The organism is Peptostreptococcus anaerobius 653-L (genome assembly GCF_000178095.1).
In the GTDB taxonomy this organism is placed as follows: Bacteria; Bacillota; Clostridia; order Peptostreptococcales; family Peptostreptococcaceae; genus Peptostreptococcus; species Peptostreptococcus anaerobius.
This window is the reverse complement of sequence record NZ_ADJN01000061.1, coordinates 1-1,546: the sequence shown is the minus strand read 5'-3', so window position 1 is coordinate 1,546 and position 1,546 is coordinate 1. Positions and strand designations below refer to the sequence as shown.

The window sequence follows — 1,546 nt, the reverse complement described above, 5'->3', positions numbered from 1 at the left end:
GTTAATTCGCAAAGTAAATTCTAGTAAATCCTTTAAAGTAGAATTTAACATGAAAAATATATTATGGTAGAATTTAATATGAAAAGTTAATAAAATTTTTAAAGGAGTGTCAACTATGAAAAACAAACATCTTACTTACGAAGAAAGACATGAGATTGAAAACATGCTAGCAAAAGGTAATTCCATCTCCCAAATCGCAGCTCATCTTAAAAGGAATCTTAGTACAATTTCAAAGGAAATCAGAAAGCATAGATTTTCAAGGGATGTAAACACAACACAAAATACAAATAGTTCTTTGAAAAAGTTTAACTGTACTCTTTTGGAAAAGCCACCTTACGTCTGCAATGGTTGCAAAAAAAAGAGATATTGTCATAATTCACACTATCTGTACCATGCCTCTCGTGCACAAAAGGAATATGAATCTAATTTAAGGGAATCTCGTGAAGGTACTCCCCTTAATAAAAATTCTTTTTATGAACTTGATCGGATCGTATCTACATCTATGAAACAGGGTCAGCACCTATATCATATACATCAAAATAACAATTTAGGAGTCTCCCTGTCAACCCTATATAGGTATCTAAATAAAGGCTATTTATCCGCTTCTGTACTAGATGCGCCAAGAATAGTAAGATTCAAAAAAAGAAAGAGCAAGCCAAGAAAATCTGTTCCAAAAAAATTCAGAGAAGGAAGAACTTACAAAGATTTTCAAAGTTTTATAAAAAATGATGGTATTGAAAACTGGGTAGAATTAGATACTGTTATTGGTAGACAAGGTGGCAAATCTATAATGACCATCAATTTTACTCTTTGTAATTTTATGGTTGGTTTTTTACTGGATTTTAATAGAAGTAGCGAGGTATCAAAAATATTTGATAGTTTAAGAAAAAAATTTAGTGATAATAATCTGGATTTTGATAGTATAATGCCAGTGGTTTTAACTGATAATGGATCTGAATTTTCCGATGTAAACTTTATCGAAAACGATGGTAAATTATCTCTTTTTTTCTGTGACCCAATGCGTTCAGATCAAAAGGGTCGAATCGAAAAGAATCATACCTTATTTAGAGATATTTGCCCTAAAGGCATCTCTTTTGATAATTTTTCACAAGAAAATATTAATTTAATTTTTCCCATGTTAACTCTATTTCTAGGGCTAGCCTCAACGGAAAAACACCTTATGAAATATTTGAGTTTACCTACGGTAAAAAAATCACTTCCCTATTAGGAATAAAACCGATTCCTGCAAGGGAAGTAATCCAAAGTCCTATGCTTATAAAAAAGCATATACAAAACAACCACTGTTAGTATACTATAAATTAGTGACTAATACCATATCTTTTCTCAAACTAAATTCTAGTTGAGTCTACGTTACTTTGAAAAATTATTCATTTCAAGGTTTTTTAGTGTGCCCAAATTTCTATAAAATATATGTATAAACATTGAAAATGCAAATACGCATTTTATATTTTATTTTCGTAACCACTTATTTTTCTAGTTAAATTATACTTTTATCTTTTACTAGAATTTATTTTGCAAATTTACC

At 29.7% G+C, this 1,546-nt stretch carries 1 pseudogene; it reads left to right on the top strand.

The features are described from left to right. Positions 1 to 115 precede the first annotated feature (115 nt). A pseudogene (locus HMPREF0631_RS07630) lies at positions 116 to 1,308 on the top strand (IS30 family transposase). Positions 1,309 to 1,546 lie beyond the last annotated feature (238 nt).